This is a genomic window from Nocardiopsis sp. Huas11 (assembly GCF_003634495.1).
GTDB lineage: Bacteria > Actinomycetota > Actinomycetes > Streptosporangiales > Streptosporangiaceae > Nocardiopsis.
Map to the genome: position 1 here is coordinate 5,709,229 of NZ_RBKY01000001.1, position 13,449 is coordinate 5,722,677.

Consider the following 13,449-nt stretch of genomic DNA (forward strand, 5'->3'; position numbering starts at 1 on the left):
CCACGCGCGGCCCACCCCTGGCGACCCGGCCTCGGATCGTGGCCGGCCCGCGCCAGGGGCCGGTCCGCGCGCGGCGGAGGGGCCTCAGCCGCGCGCCCGGCGGCGCGTGACGATGACGGCGGCCAGCACCGAGGCCACCCCCAGGGCGCTCAGGACGGCCTCGGGGGCCGCGCCCAGGCGGGTCCCGAGCGTCTGGCCGTCCATGGCGGTGATCTGGGCCACGTGGACGTCGGCCTCGGCCTCCGGCGACTCGTAGGCGACGGTGCCGTCGGGATCGACGACCGCGCTCACACCGCTGGTCGAGACGACCACCGCCGAACGGCCGTGCTCGACGGCGCGCAGCTGGGTGATGGCGAGCTGCTGGTTGGTCTGCCCCGTGAAGTTGTAGTTGGCGTTGTTGGTGGGGACGACGATGATCTGACCGCCCGCGGCGACCGACTCGCGCACCGGCGGGTCGAAGGCGATGTCGAAGCAGATCCCCACGGCCAGCGTGGTTCCGGCGACGTCGATCGCGCCGGGCTCGGTGCCGGGCACGGCGTCGGAGCTCACCTGCTCCAGTCGCTGCACGAACCGCGTGAAGAAGTCGCGGTAGGGGATGTACTCGCCGAAGGGCACCAGGTAGCGCTTGACGTAGACGTCGCCGGGGCCGGTCTCGGGGTCCCACACCACGCTCTGCACGTAACGGGTGCCGTCGTCGTTGAACCGGCTCATCCCCCACAGCAGCGGGACGCCGATGTCACGCGCGGCCTCGGAGATGATCTCCTCGGCCTCGGGGTCGCGGAAGGGGTCGATGTCGGAGGCGTTCTCCGGGAGCAGGACCATGTCGGGCCGGGGCTCCTCGCCCGCCCGCACGGCCTCGGCGAGCTCGTGGACGCCGTCGGCGTGGTTGCGCAGCACCTGCATGCGCTCGCCCAGAATCGACATCTCGCCGACGTTGGGGACGTTGCCCTGCACCATGGCGACCGTGACGGTCTCGGCGGGCGCGGGGCGCGCCACGGAGGGCGCCAGGGCCCCGCCCGCGAGCACGGCGGCGGCGACCAGCACTCCGGCGGAGGCCGAGGCGACGCGCGCCCGGGCCGGCGCGGTCGCGGACAAGGCGCGCAGCACCGCCCACAGCAGGACGCCTCCGGACAGGGCGACGGCGAAGGACACCAGGGCGGACGAGCCCAGGGCGGCGTAGCCGACGAAGGGCGTGTCGGGCTGGGCGTAGGCGAGCTTGCCCCACGGGAAGCCCCCCAGCGGCCAGCGGGCGCGCAGGGCCTCCTGGGCCACCCACAGCGCGGCGGTCCACACCGGCCACCCGGGCAGCCGCACGGCGAGCGCGATCCCCATCGCCATGGGAAGGAAGTAGACGGTCTCGGCGCCGGCGATGGCCAGCCACACGTCGACACCGAAGATGTCCTGCCAGCGGACGAGCGGCACCATGAGCGTGGCGCCGGACAGCCCGCCCAGCCAGGCGGCGCGGCGCAGCCGGACCCCGGCCACGGCGAAGACGAGCAGTGCGGCGCTGAGCGGCCCCAGCCACCACAGACCGTAGGGCGGCAGTGCCAGGAGTTGGGCCAGACCGGAACCCGCCGCGGCCAGCACCCGCCAGAGGAGGTCGTAGCGGCCCCAGCGGTGCCCCAGGGGGGCCACGGTCGCGGGCGCGGATGGCGTCGCGGCCGCGGACCCCTCCCCCGCGGTGCTCGACGCGGGTCTGTCGGAGCGCGGGGACCCGCCCTGCTCGATGTGCTCGGCGACCACCTGGGTTGCTCGCTTTCCGCTGGCGTGTGGGGATGCTGGCGGTTAGAGCATATGGGGGGACGCGGAAAAGGCCCGAGCCACCCTTCGGACCGGCTCCGTCCCGTCGGCGGCGAGCTCGGAAGACCGTTGTCTACTGGATGTTCGGGCCTTTTCCGGGTCCAACCCCCCGCCCGGTCGCGGTACTCCTCCCCTCACCCGATCGCAACTGCACCTGGCGTGTGATGCAGCGTCAGATCGGACGAGCGGGGGCCGCACAACCGGTCCGTCCAGTGCTGGACTGGTCGTTAGGTTACCCAGACTCCCCGACCTCGTGCCTCAACCCGGCGGCCGTGTCGTCGGTGCCGTGTCGCGGTGGTGAAGGGGAGAAAGTGAAGAACCGTCGGACAGGCTAACGCACCTGGGCCCGCCACGCCAGCTGAGCGCCCGGGGTTTGTGTCTGACCGCAATCGGATCAACACTGCACCAACTCTGGACATTTCGATCAAGATCGTGTCTGATGTGATCAATGAAACTTCCTGGTTCGATCAACTTCGTAACCAGGGCGGTGAACACGGGTCGTCGGCCACGAGACCCGTCTCACCGCACACCACGATCCAGCGGGAGCTGACCACCATGGCGGAGATCGTCCTCGACGGCGTCGACAAGATCTACGGCGGCAATGTCAAAGCCGTCAACGACCTCAACCTGAAGATCGAGGACGGCGAGTTCATGGTGCTCGTCGGCCCCTCGGGTTGCGGCAAGTCCACCGCACTGCGCATGATCGCCGGCCTGGAGGAGATCTCCGACGGCACGCTGGTCATCGGCGACGAGGTCGTCAACGACCGTCCGCCCAAGGACCGCGACATCGCGATGGTCTTCCAGAACTACGCGCTCTACCCCCACATGAGCGTCGAGCAGAACCTGGCCTTCGGCCTGAAGCTGCGCAAGGTCAGCAAGTCGGAGATCGCCCGCCGCGTCGGCGAGGCCGCGGAGATGCTGGGCCTGGAGCCCTACCTCAAGCGCAAGCCGGGCGCCCTCTCCGGTGGTCAGCGCCAGCGTGTGGCCATGGGCCGCGCGATCGTGCGTGAGCCGCAGGCCTTCCTCATGGACGAGCCGCTGTCCAACCTGGACGCGAAGCTGCGTGTGCAGATGCGCGCCAGCCTCAACCAGCTGCACGAGCGCCTGGGCGTCACCACCGTCTACGTCACCCACGACCAGATCGAGGCGATGACCCTCGGCGACCGGGTCGCGGTCATGCGCGACGGCCGCCTGCAGCAGGTCGACACCCCCAAGCGCCTGTTCGACGCGCCCAAGAACCTGTTCGTGGCGGGCTTCATCGGCTCCCCGGCGATGAACTTCGTCGACGCCGAGCTCACGCAGGACGGTGACGGCGCGGCGCTGGCCTTCGCCGACCACAAGCTGCCGATCCCGGCGGGCGTGCTGGACAGCCGCCCGGGTCTGCGCGACTACCTGGGCCGCAAGCTCATCTTGGGCATCCGCCCCTCCGACTTCAGTGACGCCGAGCTCGACGGCAACGGCGACCCGCGCATCGAGGTCACCGCCGGTGTGACCGAGGAGCTGGGCACCGAGATCAACGTCATCTTCAGCGTCGACGCCCCGCCGATCCGCCACGAGGACGCCGCCGCCCTGGCCAAGGACGCCGCGGGCGACGACGAGGAGAGCGCCGAGTCCGCGCTGCCCCTCAACGAGAACAAGTCGCTGTTCACCGCGCGGGTGAGCCCCCGCAGCTCGGTCAAGCCCGGCCACACGATCACCCTGTCGGTGGACGTCAGCCAGCTGCACTTCTTCGACCACGAGAGCGGCCTGGCGATCGGTCACCCCGACAACGTCTAGGACGGAGCGCGACCGGACACCACCGGGGCCGCTCCCGACCGCCCTTGGCGGACGGGAGCGGCCCCGCCGTCGTCACACCCGCTCGACCGGGCGGCGCAGGACCTCGACCAGGGCCGAGACGCTGTCCTCGCCGTACCCGTCCGCCACCGCGCGCCGCAGCAACTCGTGCATCGGGGCGTGCCAGGACATGTCCAGGCCGGCCTCCTCCCCCAGCTCCGCGTCGTGGGCGGCGCCGGCCAGGAACAGGTTCACGCTGGACGGGAGCCGGGTGTAGTCGCCGCTGTCGACCTCCGCGGCCACCGTCGGCAGGACCGAGGCGATCATCTCCAGCCACTTCTCGGTGAACCGCACGAGCGAGGCCGCCTCCAGCCCGCGCGAGGTGACGGCCGCGGCGCCCTGGAGGAAGCCCAGGAGCGCGGGCAGCAGGGTGCCGCCGACCGCCATCTCGTACAGAGCGGCGAGGTCGGCGTCCGCGCCCAGGTGGACGGTGTCGCCGCCCAGCACCCTCAGCACCGGCTCGAATTCGTCGAAGACGCCCCGGTCACCGCTGTAGTAGAGCAGGGTGTCCGGCGCGCCCACGGCCGGGGGCACGTCCTTGACCGCCCCGTCGAGGAAGCGCGCGCCGTGGCCGACCGCCCAGTCGGCCATCCGCCGGGCACCGGCCGGAGAGCCGCTGTTGAGGGTGACCAGGGCCCGCCCCTCCAGGGCCGTCGCGGCCGGCTCCAGGGCCTGGACGGTGTCCTCGTAGGTGGTCAGGCAGGTGATGACCAGTGGTGCGGCGGCGACCGCGTCCTGGACCGAGGCCGCCTGGACGGCCCCCTGCTCCACGAGCGGGGCGGCCCGGTCCGGGGTGCGGTTCCACACCGTGGTCGGGTGCCCCGCCGCCACGAACGCGGCGGCCAGCGCTCGACCCATCGATCCGAGCCCGATCACGGTCACGTGCGCGCGGTCTTTCTGGGTCATCGTCGTCTCCAGTCGTCAGAGTGAGGGGTGGGATCCCGCGCGTGGTGGGAGGGGCGCGTCCGCCCCGGTGCGCGATGTCGCGACGCACCCTTCATCCTGGAGGCGCACGAACACGTGTTCAAGTACCGTCATTTTTGACGGGTACTGATCTTTTTGTTCGTAGGAGCGGTGATGGGCAGGCGGACCTACACATGCGGGCTGGACGCCGCGATCGATCTCATGGGCGGCAAGTGGAAGGGGCTGATCCTGTTCGCCCTGGACGAGGGGCCGCTGCGCTTCGGCGCGCTGCGGCGCGAGGTGGCGGGCATCAGCGAGCGGGTGCTCATCCTGCAGGTGCGCGAGTTGGAGAGCCGGGGCCTGGTGCACCGCGAGGCCTACCACGAGGTCCCGCCGAAGGTGGAGTACTCCCTGACCGACTTCGGCCGCTCCCTCCTGTCCGCGATGGAGCCGCTCGGTGTCTGGGGCGAGGAGAACATGGAGCGGATCGAGGCCCTGCCCTGACCCGCGAGGACCACGTCGTTCGTCCGTGAATCGCCCCCGCCAAACCTGACCTTTCGGTGACACTGGTGTGCCCTGGGGTCAGGGATCCTTGTCTTGACCGTCGCGCTTCCAGACCGAAGCATGTGATGGTGCGCAACCGAGCCCCCGGAGCCGCCCTCGTCCACGATCCCGCCTCCGTCCTGGACACCCTCCACGGACGGGCCGTGCCCGATCCCTACCGCTGGTTGGAGGCCGCGGACTCCCCCGAGACGGTCAACTGGATCGAGGAGCGCGGCCGAGAGTACGAGCGCGAGGCCGCCACCTGGCCGCTGCGGGGGCGTCTGGCGGAGCGGATCCGCTCGCTGGTGCACACCGACCTGTGGACGCCCCCGGTGATCCGTCCGGGCCGGGTCTTCACCACGCTGCGACCCGCCGGCGCCGAACACCCCCGCCTGGTCGTGTTCGACGACGACGGCCAGGGCCCGCCGCGGACGGTCTTCGATCCCGCCGCCCGCGACTCCAGCGGACGCACCACCCTCGACGCCTGGGAACCCGATCCCGACGGCCGCCTGATCGCCCTGCAGACCTCCTCCGGCGGCGTCGAACGCGGCGTACTGCGTGTGCTGCGCACCGACTCCGGCGCTCAGGTCGGCCCCTCGGTGTCCGGGGTGCGCTACTCGCACGTGGCCTGGCTGCCCGGCGAGGGACCCGCCTTCTGCTATGTACGGCGCGACGGCGCCCAGGGCGTGCGCGGCGTGTGGCTGCGCCGGGTCGCCGACGGCGCCGAGACCCTCGTCCACGCCTGCACGGCGCCCGGCACCGTGCCCGGTGTACGCGTCCTGGGCGGACGCTGGCTGCTGGTCACCGAGGGCCACGGCACCGGGCACCGCACGGACCTGTGGCTGGCCGATCTCGGCGATCGTCCCAGCCGCACCCGCGGGCCGCTGCTGCGGGCCGTCCAGGTCGGCCAGGACGGCGAGACCGAGGCCAGGCTCGGACCGGACGGCCTGCTGTACCTGCGCACCACATTGGGAGCCCCGCACCGGCGGATCTGCGCGGTCTCCCCCCACGAGCCCGGAGTCGAGCACTGGCACGAGGTCGTGGCGGAGGACCCCGGAGCCACCCTGGACGCCTTCAGCCCCTGTTCCGGTCCCGACGGCGCCGCCCTGTTCGTGGCGCGCACCCGGCTGGGTATCAGCGAGGCGAGCGTGCACGACGCGCGCACGGGTGCCCGCCTGTACGCGGTGGACCTGCCCGGGGAGGGCATGGTGTCCACGCCCGAGGCCGCGCCGGACGGGACGGTGCACTTCGGATACGCCGATGTGGCGGCCCAGCAGCGGGTGCTGTCGCTACCGCCGGGCGATGCGGTGCCCCGTCCCTGGCCCGCCCGCCGCTCGAACGCGGAGACCGCGGAGACCGCGGAAACCGCGGAAACCGCGGCAGCGTGCGGACACGAGGCGCCCGCGCCCACGCCCGCGCCCACCGTTCGACGCACCGTCCTGTGGTGCCGCTCCCAGGACGGCACCCGGGTCCCGATCAGCGTGTTCACCCTGCGCGAGCGCCCCGGCTCCGAGGCCGCGCCCGCCGCCCCGTCCGAGCCCGGTCCGACGATCCTGCACGCCTACGGCGGTTTCGGCCGACCGCGCCAGTTCGGGTTCAGCGCCACGGTGCTGGCCTGGCTGCTGTCGGGCGGCCGCTACGCCGTGGCCCACGTGCGCGGCGGCGGCGACGCCGGACGCGACTGGCACCTGCGCGGGTCGGGACGCGACAAGCCGCGCGCGGTGCAGGACCTGGTGGCGGCGGCCGACGCCCTGGTCGGCGCCGACGTGTGCGCACGCCACCAGCTGTGCCTGTCCGGCGGCTCGGCCGGCGGCCTGCTCGTCCTGGCCGCCGCCACGGACCGGCCGGACCTGTGCGCGGCCGTGATCGCCTCCGCTCCCCTGGCCGACATGGCCCGGTTCGAGCGGCTGGGCCTGGGCCGGATGTGGACCCGGGAGTTCGGCACCGCCGCCGACCCCGACGACTTCGCCGCGCTCATGTCCTACTCCCCCTACCACCGGGTCCTGGACCGGGCCGTCCACTCGCCCGGCCACCGCTACCCCAGCATCCTGCTCACCGGTTTCGCCGGGGACACCAGGACCGGTGCCGCCCATCCGCGCAAGATGTGCGCGGCGCTGCTGGCCGCGGCACGCCGCCAGGACCGTCCGCCGGCCCTGCTGCGCTACGAGCCCGACGTCGGCCACGGACCGCGCGCGGTCAGCCGGGCGGTCGCCCTGGCCGCGGACGCGCACGCGTTCGCGGCCCAACGAACGGGGCTGCTGCCGCGCTGAGCGCGGTGGCCGCCCTGCCCGAGAAGATAACGGCACACAGAAAGTGAGGTGCGGTGCGAATGGACCCCATCGAGGTTGAGGTCGAGGACCTGGCGGAGGTCACCTCTCGCGACATCACCGCGGGCGGCGACAGCGACGGAACCGACGGCAGTTCCGACTTCATCTGATCCCTGCCCGTCCGGTCCGGGCCCCGGGGTCCGGACCGGACGGGTCCCCCTCGTGGAAGGACCGCCGTGACCGACCCCGGCCACCTGTTCACCGGACCCCTGAGCGACGTCGTGGGCCGGGAGGCCCTCACCACCCGCCTGTCGGAGGAGTTCTTCTTCGCCGAGCTGGGCGCCGACGCCGTCCGCTCCCTCTTCACCTTCGACGACCTCAACGACGTGCTGACCACGTGCTCTCCCGAACCCCCGCGGTTGCGCCTGCACCAGGACGGCTCACCCGTTCCGGTCGACCGCTACACCGCGAACGGGACCTCCTCGCGCGCCGCGCGCCGGATCGTGCGTCCCGAGGCGCTCTACCGGGAGCTGCGGGCCGGGGCGAGCCTGGTCCTGGACAGCGTCGACCGGATGCATCCCGGTGTCGGTGCGGCGGCCGACGACCTCATGCGGCTGGTGCGCGAACGCGTGCAGGCCAACCTGTACCTGATCTGGGGCGAGTCGCGCGGTTTCGACACCCACTGGGACGACCACGACACGATGATCGTGCAGTTGGAGGGCACCAAGCACTGGAAGGTGCACGGCCCGGGCACGCGCGCGTTCCCGATGAAGGACGACACCGACCACGCGCACACCGCGCCGGTGGACGCCGACGGCCGCACGCACACGATCTGGGAGGGCGTGCTGCGGCCCGGACAGATCATCCACGTCCCGCGCGGATGGTGGCACACCGTCACCGGCACCGGGGGCGTGAGCATGCACCTGACGTTCGGTTTCACCCGCGCCACGGGGATCGACTGGGCGAACACGCTGGTGCGCCGGCTGTTCGAGGAGGAGACCTTCCGCCGCGACCTGCCCCGCTTCGCCGCCGCCGACGAGCGCCGCAAGCACCAGCACGCGCTGGTCGCCCGGCTGCTGGAGCTGGCCGAGGCGTGGGACATGGACGAGGTCCTGTCCGAGCGGGACGCACGCTTCCCCCGCCGCACGTCGTTCGCGCTGCCCTGGGCCGTGCAGGACGATCCGCCGGGGCCCGGCGCCCGGGTGGAGTTCGTCCCGGTCCTGCCGCCGCCGATGGAGCACGAGGACGGCCGGGTGGCGGTGTCGGTGTCCGGCAAGCGCTACCGGCTTCCGGAGGTGGCCGCGCCGGTGCTGGAGGCCCTGGCCGAGCACCGGGTGCTGACGGTGGCCGAGCTCGCCGAGCACGCCGGGACCTCGGCGGAGGCGACCGCCCAGGTGGTCGTGGCCCTGGCCCGGCACCACCTCGTCCTGGTCCGCTGACCCGGGCCGACACCGATCCACGGTCCCGGCGTCAGGCGCCCCGAGCGTCGCCGGCGGTGGCGCGGACGTAGGCCTCGACCCCGTCGAGGATGCGCTGGAGTCCGAAGTCCAGCCCTTCGGCGGGGCCTCCCGCCGGCCCGCCCCCCGGGTCCGGCGCGGGGGCGGCCTGGTCCAGGACCCCCTCGTCCAGCATGCGGCGGATGGTGGGGAACCTCTCCGGCGTCACGACCTCGCGCAGAGCCCGGGCGTAGTCGCGCTCGCTCTCGGACAGCGTGGTCCCGGCCGCCTCGGCGGCCCGGCCCATCTCGACCTCCATGCGGACGGTCTCGCGCAGCGTGGCGGAGATCAGCAGCAGCATCTCCAGGGCGTCTCCGGTGCGCAGTCCCGCCCTGACGAGCTCGCGTAGTCCGGCCTCCATCCACTGCAGGCCGTTGGGTCCGCTCGGCGGCCCCGAGAGCTGGACGAAGACCATCCACGGGTGGGCGCGGTAGCGCCGCATGATCGCCTCGGCCCAGGTCTCGATACCGGCGCGCCAACCGCCGTCCCCTTCCGGCGCGGGCGGTGCGTCCCCCGTGGCCGCCTCGGCCATGAGCGTGAGCATGTCCTCCTTGCTGTCCACGTGCCTGTACAGCGACATCGTGGTGTAGCCGAGTTCCTTGGCCACGCGCTGCATGGAGACGGCTTCGAGCCCCTCGGCGTCGGCGAGGGCGACCGCGGCCTCGACGACGGCCCCCCGGCTGAGCCGGGGCTTGGGCCCGCGTCGGGCCGGTTCGCGCGGTCCCCACAACAGGTCGATCTCGCGGGCCATCCGGTTCGGTTCCTGCTCTGCCATGTGCCACCACGTCGTCGGGATCGTCGTTGACACCCATCCTAGATCTGTGTATTACTTAAACAGTATCGAGTATCCAATACACAGTTTAGGTGGTACACACCATGCCGGACCCGGCCGGGCCACCGCCCGCGATCAGCGCGGAGGGGGTGTGCAAGAGCTACGGGGCCACACGCGCCCTGGAGGGCCTCGACCTGACCGTGCGCCCCGGCACCGTCTACGGCCTGCTCGGCCCCAACGGGGCGGGCAAGACCACCGCCGTGCGGGTGCTCGCCACCCTGCTGCGCCCCGATGCCGGACGCGCCGCCGTCCACGGCCACGACGTCGTCCTCCACGCCGACCGGGTCCGCACCCGCATCGGGCTGACCGGCCAGTACGCCGCCGTCGACGAACTGCAGACCGCACGGGAGAACCTCGTGATGTTCGCGCGCCTGTACGGCTACCCGGCCCGGGCGGCCCGCGAGCGCGCCGAGGAGCTCCTGGCGCGCTTCGACCTGGTCGAGGCCGCCGACCGACGCGCCGACGGCTACTCCGGCGGCATGCGCCGCCGCCTGGACCTGGCGGTCAGCCTCGTCCAGGAACCCGACGTGCTGTTCCTGGACGAGCCCACCACCGGACTGGACCCGCGCAGCCGCCTCCAGGTCTGGGAGTCCGTCCGCACCCTGGTGCGCGCGGGCACCACCGTGCTGCTGACCACCCAGTACCTGGAGGAGGCCGACCGGCTGGCCGACCGCGTGGCAGTGATCGACCGCGGGCGCGTCATCGCCGAGGGCACCCCGGACGACCTGCGGTCCCGGGTCGGCGGCGACCGGCTGGACGTGGTCGTGCGCGATGCGGCCGACCGGGACGTCGTCGCCGGCCTGCTCGAGGAGGCCCTGGGCGTCCGGCCGACCGTCGAACCCGCCGAGCAGCGGGTCAGCGTTCCTGCCACGGACCGCATGGGCACCCTGACCCGCGCCGTGCGCGCGCTGGACGGCTGCGGCGCGCGCGTGGCCGACATCGGCGTCCGCCGCCCCAGCCTCGACGAGGTCTTCCTCGCGCTGACCGGCTCGTCCGCCCCGGCCGACACCGCGGGGGTGGCCGCGTGAGCACCACGACCGCGCACACCGCGCCGCCGGACCCGGGCACCGCCCGTGCCGGGCTGAGGCGCGCCGCAGGGCCGCGCAAGGCGTGGTCGGACACGCTCGTGCTGACCCGGCGCAACCTGCGCCACATGGCCCGCGACCCCTTCGAGCCGGCCATCGCCCTCGTGATGCCGGTGATGATGCTGCTGCTCTTCGGCTTCGTGTTCGGGAAGGCCATGGCCCCGCCGGGCGCCGAGGACTATCCGTCCTTCCTGGTCCCCGCCATGCTCGCGATGGTCATGGTCTACGGGATCGCGGGCACGGCCGCGGGCGTGGCCCGCGACACCGAGCGCGAGGTGATGGGCCGGTTCCGCTCCATGCCGATGGCCCCGGTCTCACTGCTCGGCGCCCGCGTGCTGTCCGACATGCTGCGCGGCGCCGTCGAGGTCGTGCTCCTGCTCGGCGTCGGCCTCCTCCTGGGCTGGCGGGCCGAGGACGGGGCGGTCTCGGCGGCGGGCGCCGTCGGCGTCCTGCTGCTGTTCCGGCTGGCCCTGGTGTGCCTGGGCGCGCTCCTGGGCCTGGTCATGCCCACGGCCGACGCGGTGAGCATGGTCGTCTACCCGCTAGCCTTCCCGCTCACGATGCTCTCCACGAGTTTCCTGCCCGCCCAGGCGATGCCCTCCTGGCTCGCGCCCGTGGCCGAGTGGAACCCGCTCTCGGCGGTCGTCACGGCCACTCGGGAGCTGTTCGGCAATCCGTCCCTGCCCTCGGACGCCTGGCCCGCCCAGCACGCCCTGGCGCTGGCCCTGACGGTGTCCACCACCGTCGTGCTCGTGGCCGCGCCCCTGGCCGTGCGCAGGTTCCGGTCGCTGGACCGCTGAGACCGGCCAGCGCAGCAAGCCCGTCCATCCACTCACCCGATCACCGATCACCGAGGAGACCTGTCGTGTCCACGAACACCGCGACCACCGCGCCGGAGCGCGGCCCGAACCGGCCCCGCCCGGACCCGCGCTGGTGGGAGCGCCCCTGGATCGTCCCGTTGACCCTGTTCAGCCTGGTCTTCCTGCTCTACTCCGTACCGCCGTACCTCAGCCTCGACCCGGCGACCTCGCGCCTGCCCATACCCGAGCACCCCTCCTGGTACTACCCCGTGCTGGTGACGCACATCTTCAGCGGCACCCTGCTCACGCTGCTGGTGATCGTGCAGGTGTGGCCCTGGATGCGCGGCCGGTACCCGGCCGTCCACCGCTGGACCGGGCGCGTCTACGTCATGGTGGGGATTCCGCTCCTGGGCATCCCCGCCCTGCTCATCTCGCCCTACAGCAGTACCGGGACCAGCACCCAGATCAGCAACACCGTCTGGGCCCTGCTGTGGCTGTCCTTCACCGTCACCGGCTACGTGATGGCGCGGCGGCGCCGGTTCGCCGACCACCGCGAGTGGATGCTGCGCAGCTTCGTCCTGCTGTACGCCATCGGGTTCAACCGCGTGGTGATCGTCCTGTTGGTCCTGGTCGCACTGCCGCGACTGGACACCGCCTACGACGGCGACCTCGACGCCCTGATCTTCGGCATCGCCCCGGCCTCGAGCTTCCTGTCGTGGCTGCTGCCGCTGCTGTTCGTGGAATGGTGGCTCAAGTACCGCCGCCCGCGACGCCGCGCGCGCCGCCCCGCACGGCCGACCGCCTGACCCCGGCCGCCGATCGAGCCGTGCCCCCGCTCGGACCAGCCCCTTCTCCTCACCAAGGGAGCGTCACGACACGCCGATGAGCATTGCGGACCGCCGAATCGTTAGGGTAGCCTCACTTAAGAGGCGCAGATGCAACCGTGACACCGGTGGTCACTGCGACCGCACCACACCCCGGTAACGGCTTCATGCGACGAAGGGCAGGTTCCGCGGTGACTCCTGATCCGCTCGACGCGATCCGTGACGCGTGCGCGTCACTACGGTTCGCGCCCCTGCCGGACCTGGTCACGTCCCGGGACCCGCGCGCCACCGCCGGCGCCCTCCAGCGGCACCGGGCCGACGCCCTCGCCACTGACGGCTCCCTGCCGGTGCTCTTCGACAAGCTCCGCACCGAGCACGGGCCCGGCCACCGGCTGCCCGCCGCGACGGGTTTCCTGCGCGCCACCCTGCGCGAACCGATCTTCCTGCTCTCCGCCTCGCTCTACCTCACCGGCCGGGCGCCGCTGCTGACCCCGCGCTCCCTCGTCCTGCCCTGGGACACCGTGCGCTGCCGCTTCGGCACCCCCGCCGTGGTCGACGCCCGCCTGGTGGTCCTGCCCGACGACCCGGCCGCCGGCCGCACCGGCACCGTCGTGGCCCGGGACGAGGACGAGCAGCTCAGGATGGCCGCCGAGGGCTTCGTGGCCACCGTCGGCCCGCTCGTGGAGGCCCTGCACGACCACTCCAGGGCCGGGCGCCGCACGCTGTGGGGCTGGATCCTGGACACCCTGCACTTCTACATGCTCAATCCGGCCCGCTACCTGGGGCGCGACGCCGAAGAGGCCTGGGACCTGGCCTCCCGGCTCGGCGACGCGGTGGTCGCCGCCGGCGCGGTCACGCGCAAGCGCCCCCGGCTCTTCCCCTTCGCCCCCGAGCACCCGCGGGGCACCTGGGCGGTCCGGGGCACGTGCTGCTTCGACTACAAGGGCGACCCCGAGCACGGGTTCTGCACGACCTGTCCGCTCAAGTGCGACAGCGAACGGCAGGAGACCCTGGCGGAGTGGCTGCGCGACCCGGCGCTGGCCCCCTGACGGATCCCCGGCCGCCG

Annotated in this window: 11 protein-coding genes; 8 read left to right on the forward strand and 3 right to left on the reverse strand. The window is 72.8% G+C overall.

Translation table 11 applies throughout. From position 1 onward, the window contains the following. Positions 1–84 precede the first annotated feature (84 nt). Positions 85–1,743 (reverse strand): apolipoprotein N-acyltransferase, encoded by a 1,659-nt coding sequence (lnt, locus tag DFP74_RS25830; RefSeq protein ID WP_121185569.1) that lies wholly within the window; start codon positions 1,741–1,743, stop codon positions 85–87. A 612-nt stretch (positions 1,744–2,355) separates the two neighbouring features. On the opposite strand from lnt, the gene DFP74_RS25835 reads away from it, so the two are divergent. After that, positions 2,356–3,576, forward strand: a complete 1,221-nt coding sequence (locus DFP74_RS25835) for an ABC transporter ATP-binding protein (RefSeq protein ID WP_121185571.1) — start codon at positions 2,356–2,358, stop codon at positions 3,574–3,576. Between the two features lie 72 nt (positions 3,577–3,648). Here DFP74_RS25835 and DFP74_RS25840 read toward each other — a convergent pair whose 3' ends face one another. Further along, entirely contained in the window at positions 3,649–4,539 is an 891-nt protein-coding gene (locus DFP74_RS25840) for an NAD(P)-dependent oxidoreductase (RefSeq protein ID WP_121185573.1), read from the reverse strand. Between the two features lie 171 nt (positions 4,540–4,710). Between DFP74_RS25840 and DFP74_RS25845 the strand changes: the two genes are divergently transcribed. The 3 genes from DFP74_RS25845 (at position 4,711) to DFP74_RS25855 (ending at position 8,785) form a co-directional block, all read left to right on the forward strand. After that, on the forward strand, positions 4,711–5,040 hold the full coding sequence (locus DFP74_RS25845; RefSeq protein WP_121185574.1) for a helix-turn-helix domain-containing protein: 330 nt from the start codon (positions 4,711–4,713) through the stop codon (positions 5,038–5,040). Between the two features lie 125 nt (positions 5,041–5,165). After that, entirely contained in the window at positions 5,166–7,349 is a 2,184-nt protein-coding gene (locus DFP74_RS25850) for a prolyl oligopeptidase family serine peptidase (RefSeq protein ID WP_121185576.1), read from the forward strand. A 233-nt stretch (positions 7,350–7,582) separates the two neighbouring features. After that, positions 7,583–8,785, forward strand: a complete 1,203-nt coding sequence (locus tag DFP74_RS25855) for a JmjC domain-containing protein (protein ID WP_121185578.1) — start codon at positions 7,583–7,585, stop codon at positions 8,783–8,785. A gap of 31 nt (positions 8,786–8,816) precedes the next feature. Here the strand turns inward: DFP74_RS25855 and DFP74_RS25860 are convergent, their stop codons facing one another. Beyond that, entirely contained in the window at positions 8,817–9,617 is an 801-nt protein-coding gene (locus DFP74_RS25860) for a TetR/AcrR family transcriptional regulator (RefSeq protein ID WP_121185580.1), read from the reverse strand. Positions 9,618–9,718: 101 nt separating this feature from the next. On the opposite strand from DFP74_RS25860, the gene DFP74_RS25865 reads away from it, so the two are divergent. From DFP74_RS25865 to DFP74_RS25880, 4 genes are all read left to right on the forward strand, one after another. Then, entirely contained in the window at positions 9,719–10,702 is a 984-nt protein-coding gene (locus DFP74_RS25865; RefSeq protein ID WP_121185582.1) for an ATP-binding cassette domain-containing protein, read from the forward strand. Further along, positions 10,699–11,559 (forward strand): ABC transporter permease, encoded by an 861-nt coding sequence (locus DFP74_RS25870; RefSeq protein WP_233571161.1) that lies wholly within the window; start codon positions 10,699–10,701, stop codon positions 11,557–11,559. Before DFP74_RS25865 ends, DFP74_RS25870 begins: the two co-directional genes overlap by 4 nt. A 65-nt stretch (positions 11,560–11,624) precedes the next feature. Then, a complete protein-coding gene (locus DFP74_RS25875) occupies positions 11,625–12,365 on the forward strand; it encodes a DUF2306 domain-containing protein (RefSeq protein WP_121185583.1) in 741 nt (246 codons plus the stop codon). A gap of 209 nt (positions 12,366–12,574) precedes the next feature. Next, complete coding sequence (locus DFP74_RS25880; RefSeq protein ID WP_121185585.1) at positions 12,575–13,432, forward strand: (2Fe-2S)-binding protein; 858 nt, start codon at positions 12,575–12,577, stop codon at positions 13,430–13,432. Positions 13,433–13,449: the final 17 nt, after the last annotated feature.

What these genes read in the sequence shown, in the direction of transcription:
- DFP74_RS25840 (WP_121185573.1), bottom strand. Translation starts at nt 4,539, where the DNA reads ATGACCCAGAAAGACCGCGCGCACGTGACCGTGATCGGGCTCGGATCG.
- DFP74_RS25865 (WP_121185582.1), top strand. Translation starts at nt 9,719, where the DNA reads ATGCCGGACCCGGCCGGGCCACCGCCCGCGATCAGCGCGGAGGGGGTG.
- DFP74_RS25860 (WP_121185580.1), bottom strand. Translation starts at nt 9,617, where the DNA reads ATGGCAGAGCAGGAACCGAACCGGATGGCCCGCGAGATCGACCTGTTG.
- DFP74_RS25850 (WP_121185576.1), top strand. Translation starts at nt 5,166, where the DNA reads ATGGTGCGCAACCGAGCCCCCGGAGCCGCCCTCGTCCACGATCCCGCC.
- DFP74_RS25845 (WP_121185574.1), top strand. Translation starts at nt 4,711, where the DNA reads ATGGGCAGGCGGACCTACACATGCGGGCTGGACGCCGCGATCGATCTC.
- DFP74_RS25835 (WP_121185571.1), top strand. Translation starts at nt 2,356, where the DNA reads ATGGCGGAGATCGTCCTCGACGGCGTCGACAAGATCTACGGCGGCAAT.